Origin of the sequence: Streptomyces sp. NRRL WC-3549 (assembly GCF_000721935.1) — a bacterium.
In the GTDB taxonomy this organism is placed as follows: Bacteria; Actinomycetota; Actinomycetes; order Streptomycetales; family Streptomycetaceae; genus Streptomyces.
Map to the genome: position 1 here is coordinate 185,714 of NZ_KL585394.1, position 4,831 is coordinate 190,544.

At 75.8% G+C, this 4,831-nt stretch carries 5 protein-coding genes; 2 read left to right on the top strand and 3 right to left on the bottom strand.

Annotated elements, in window-relative coordinates:
• From IH13_RS0111550 to IH13_RS0111560, 3 genes are all read right to left on the bottom strand, one after another.
• A partial coding sequence (locus tag IH13_RS0111550; RefSeq protein WP_031083534.1) for an ABC transporter permease occupies positions 1-1,808 on the bottom strand: 1,808 nt, incomplete at its 3' end.
• 3 nt (positions 1,809-1,811) lie between these two features.
• Complete coding sequence (locus tag IH13_RS0111555; protein WP_420713354.1) at positions 1,812-2,624, bottom strand: ABC transporter ATP-binding protein; 813 nt, start codon at positions 2,622-2,624, stop codon at positions 1,812-1,814.
• 5 nt (positions 2,625-2,629) lie between these two features.
• Positions 2,630-2,905, bottom strand: a complete 276-nt coding sequence (locus IH13_RS0111560) for a hypothetical protein (RefSeq protein WP_051835818.1) — start codon at positions 2,903-2,905, stop codon at positions 2,630-2,632.
• A gap of 158 nt (positions 2,906-3,063) precedes the next feature.
• Here IH13_RS0111560 and IH13_RS0111565 point away from each other — a divergent pair, with 158 nt between their 5' ends.
• The gene (locus tag IH13_RS0111565) at positions 3,064-4,320 is read left to right on the top strand and encodes a sensor histidine kinase (protein ID WP_031083540.1); all 1,257 of its coding nucleotides are present in this window, start codon (positions 3,064-3,066) and stop codon (positions 4,318-4,320) included.
• Positions 4,308-4,831: response regulator transcription factor (locus tag IH13_RS0111570; RefSeq protein WP_063837429.1), on the top strand; the 524-nt coding region annotated here is incomplete at its 3' end. The genes IH13_RS0111565 and IH13_RS0111570, both read left to right, overlap by 13 nt.

The following is a 4,831-nucleotide window of genomic DNA, read 5'->3' on the forward strand; positions in this document are numbered from 1 at the left end:
CCGAGGACCAGCCGCACCCGGTCGCCGGTCTCCGCGTCGAGGGAGGCGGCGGTCTCGGAGCCGAGGGCGACCGTGTCACCGGTGAGCCGGTCCAGACCGCCGGTCCGCACGTCGAGGTCCAGGACCCCCGCGGCCTCGGGGGTCAGGACCAGGGCCGAACCGCTGTCGGTCGTCGGTTCGCCGAACATCCTGTACTGCCACACGACGGTGGTCTCACCGACCGGGGCGGCCGACTCGACGCCCGGGACCTCCCGCAGGGCGCCCGGCAGGTCGTCGGGTACTCCGCCGAGTTCCGGCGCGCTCAGAGCGAGCTGGGCCCGGGTGGCCTCGCGCATGTCCGCGCCCGTCGCGGCCTGCACCGTGGTCTGCGTCAGGGTGTAGGTGAGGGTGAAGACCACGGTGATCGCGAGCGTGCTGACGGCGGCGGCGCCGCGCAGCGCGTACCCGTGACTGTTCTCCACGGCGAGCCAGGTCGGTGCGGGCGTCTTCGCCGACAGCCTCCCCGCCAGCGCCCGCCCGGCCCATCCGACCAGGGCCGGGCCGGCCAGGGCGAGACCGACCGCCGCGCCGAGACCGGCCACCGCGGTACCCGCGGCCCCGGCCTGCGTCCGGTCCAGCAGCGGCATGACCGAGACCCCGGTCGCCACCACGATCAGTGCCGCCCCGGCCCGCGTCCGCAGGGCGGAGGGTGTACGGGGCTCGCTGCGCGACTCCGCCACCGCCTCGGTGGCCGGCATCCGCGAGGTGCGCCACGCGGCGCACACGGCGGCGGCGGCCACGACGCCGGTGAGCAGCAGCAGGGCGGCGACCGCGGGCAGCGGCCCGACGGTCAGCGGCAGCCCGGGCGGGAGCATGCCGACCGACACCAGCAGGCTCCGCAGCTGCTCCGCGAGGAGGTAACCGAGGCCGATGCCGGGCACGCAGGCGGCGAGCGTGATGATGACGGCCTGCCCGGCGGCCAGGCGCCGGATCTGCCGGGGGGTGGCGCCGACCGCGCGCATCAGCGCGAGTTCACGGCGCTGGGAGGCGATCGACACGGACAGCGCGCCGCCGACGATGAAGGCGACCACCAGCAGGGTGACCCCGGCGAGCGATCCCGCCAGAGCCGGCAGCAGGGAGCCCGCCGCCGCCGTACCGGGTGACTCGATGTCGCCACGGGCGGCGCCCGTGGTCACGGTCAGCCCGTCCTTCCGGACGGCTGCACGGACCGCTGCGGCGACCGCGTCGGCCTCGCCCGCCCGGGCCCGTACGGCGATCAGGTCGGCCCGGCCGGGGGCGGCGGACTCCGCCACGGAGTCCGGGAAGTACACACCGCCCGCCCCGGTCCCGGCGGTCTTCACCACGGCCGAGACGGTGTACTCGGCGGTCCGGCCCCACGCGCTCACCGTGACCTCCCCGCCCGGCCGTACGCCCGCGGCGGCGGCGGTGCGCCCGTCCAGGGCGACCTCCCGGGCGCCGCGCGGGGCGGAGCCGTCGATCTGCGGTGCGGCGAGCAGGGCCGCGGAGGACCAACCGTGTCCGTTGGTCCCCGGGTCGCCGGCCGGTACCGCCCCTCCGCGCCCGCCGGCCGGCACCCGGGCACGCTCCGGCAGCGAGATCGGCAGGTCGTCGCCCGGGTGGTACGTCTGACTCGCGGAGACGACGACGTCGGCCAGGGACAGCCGCTCGACCGGCGCGTGCGAGCGCAGGCCGGTCTCGGCCAGGACACCGATACCGGTGACCATCGCCGCGCCGCCCAGCGTCGCGCACATCACGGCCAGGAGGGCGGCGATCCGGCGGCGCATCATGTGCCAGGCGAAGTACAGCACCGGTTACTCCGCCTCCCGCAGGTACGGGTTCGGGACCGTCTGCGGGCGCCCGGGGCCGCCGGCGCTCCGGTGGGCCCCCAGCACGGTCACGCTCCGGGCCAGGTCCTCGGCGGTGGGCGCCTCCAGGACCTGGACGATGCGTCCGTCCGCCATGACCGTGGCCACGTCGGCCCGTGCGGCGGCCGCCGGGTCGTGGGTCACCATCACCACGGTCTGGCCGACGCCGTCCACCAGGTCGCGCAGCAGGTCCAGCACGTCCCGGGCGGTGCGCAGGTCCAGGGCGCCCGTCGGTTCGTCGGCGAAGACGACGGCGGGCCGGGCCACCAGGGCCCGTGCGACCGCGGCGCGTTGCTGCTGGCCGCCGGAGAGTTCGGAGGGGCGGTGGCCCAGCCGGCCGGTCATCCCGACCCGCTCGACCAGCTCACGCACCCAGGCGCGGTCGGGTGCCCGCCCGGCCAGGCGGAGGGGGAGCATGATGTTGTCCTCGATGCTCAGGGACGGCACGAGGTTGTAGGCCTGGAAGACGAACCCGACGCTCTGCCTGCGCAGCTCGGTACGGCGGGTCTCGTCCAGCGCGCCGATCTCCGTACCGTCGACGAGGACACGCCCTCCGGTCGGCGAGTCGAGTCCGGCGGCACAGTGCATCAGCGTGCTCTTGCCGGAGCCGGAAGGGCCCATCACCGCGAGGAACGTACCGCGCGGCACGGTGAGGGAGACCTGGTCCAGCGCCCGCAGCCCGCCGGGATACGTCTTGCTGACACCGGCCAGTTCCAGGGCCGGGTGTGCGGGCCCGAAGGCCCGGTGGGCGTCGTGCACGTCCGTCACGCGCGCCTCTGCCTGCGGTGGTGGACGACCAGGCCGGCGATGCAGCCGAGCGTGGCCGCCCCGAGGACGAGCGGGACCACCGGCCCGACGCCGCCGGCCGACGAGGTGACCGCGTTTCCGACGGCGCACAGGAAGAGCAGCGTCCACAGGACGGGGCGGACGGCCCCGCCGCCGGTGCCGGCCGCTCGCCGCGGCGGTTCCGTCTCGGGTGCGGCGAAACCGCGGTACGGGTCGGTCATCGGGTTCTCCCTGTCCGTGAGGCCGTTGTGCACGGACAGGAACCTACGGACGTCGGCCCCCGGCCACGATCCCGCCAGATGGAGGAGCGGGGTACAGCAGGCTGTACCGTCCGCACCCCTGCTCACCGCGGGCCCGGGTCCGGTGTCATAGTGGCGCGGTGCAGGAGGTGCCGACATCCGATCGAGAGGCCGTGCCGAAGACCGGTGCGCGCCCGGTCGGTCCCCGGGACGCCTTCGACCGCGTCCGGGCCGCGCTCGACGCCTTCGAGCGCCTCGTCGGCGGCTTCGGCACGGCGGCGCTGGCGCTCCTCATGCTGCTGTGGCTGCTCGTCACCGCGGTCGCCTGCCTGTTCGGGGTCGGCCTCCTCCTGGTACCCGGCACCCTGCGCGCGCTGCGCGCCGTCGCCGGCCGCGAACGCGCACGGCTGTCCCAGTGGGGCCCCGAGGTCATCGGCCCCGGACCGGGGCCGAGGGGACTGCGGGAGGCCGTCGCGGACCCCACCACCCGGCGCGAGGTGCGCTGGGTGGCCTCGCACGCCGCCCTGGGGACGGGGCTCGGCGTGGTCGGGCTGACGCTGCCCTTCGCCTCCGTGACCGATGTCACCTGCCCGGTGTGGTGGCGGCTGGTGCCGCCCGAGCAGGCCACCCCGTCCGTCGAGCTGTGGACCGTGCACGACTGGCCCGGCGCCTTCGCGGTCTCGCTGCTGGGGGCCGTCTGGTTCGCCGTCACCGTCTGCGTGACCCCGGGCATGGCCCGGCTCCAGGCCTGGCCGGGCCGGCGGCTGCTCCCCCCGCCGCCCGGGACCGATCTCGCGATGCGCGTCATGGAGCTCACCGCGACCCGCGCCGCCGCGCTGGACGCGCACGCCATCGAACTGCGGCGGATCGAGCGGGCCCTGCACGACGGCACCCAGAACCGCATCGTGGCCGTCAACGTCCTGCTCGGCGCCGCCCGGCGGGCGGTGGCCCGCAACCCCGCGGACGCCGACGCCGTGCTCGGGAAGGCGCAGGAGGCGGCCGAGCAGGCCCTCGCCGAACTGCGTGCGGTCGTCCGCAGCATCCTGCCGCCGGTGCTCGCCGAGCGGAGTCTGCCCGACGCCCTGTCGGCCCTGGCGGGCAGCTGCCCGGTGCCCTGCCGGGTCGACGCCGACGTGCCCCGGCGGTTCGCCGCGTCCGTCGAGGCCACCGCCTATTTCGTGGTGGCCGAGGCCCTCACCAACGTCGCCAGGCACAGTGAGGCCCGGCACGCCACCGTCGAGGTCCGCCACGGCGAGGACCGGCTGCGGCTGCGGATCACCGACGACGGCAGCGGCGGGGCGGACGAACACGCCGGTTCGGGACTGGCCGGCATCCGTCAGCGCACCGAGGCGCTCGACGGCACCCTCACCCTGACCAGCCCGCCCGGCGGGCCCACGACCCTGGAGGTGTTCCTGCCGTGCGGATTGTGATCGCGGAGGACGATCCGCTGCTGCGCGAGGGACTCGCGCTGCTGCTGCGCGCGGAGGGCCTGGACGTGGCGGCCACCGCCGCCACCCCGGACCGGTTCCTCCGGGCCGTGGACGAGGAGAGGCCCGATGTGGCGATCGTCGACGTCCGGATGCCGCCGACCCACACCGACGAGGGGATCAGGGCGGCCGTGGAAGCACGGCGGCGTCAGCCGGGCCTGGCGGTCCTGGTGCTCTCCGCCTACGTCGAGCAGGCGTTCGCGACCGACCTGCTGGCCGGGGGCAGCGCCCGGCTGGGCTACCTCCTCAAGGAGCGGGTGGGCCGGGTCGAGGAGTTCCTGTCGGCCCTGGAACGGGTCGTCGGCGGCGGTACCGCCATCGATCCCGAAGTGGTCGCGCAGCTCTTCGCCCGGACCCGCCCCGACACCCGTCTGGACCGGCTCAGCCCGCGCGAACGGGAGGTCCTGGCCCTGATGGCCGAGGGGCTGGGCAACACCTGTCTCTTATACACATC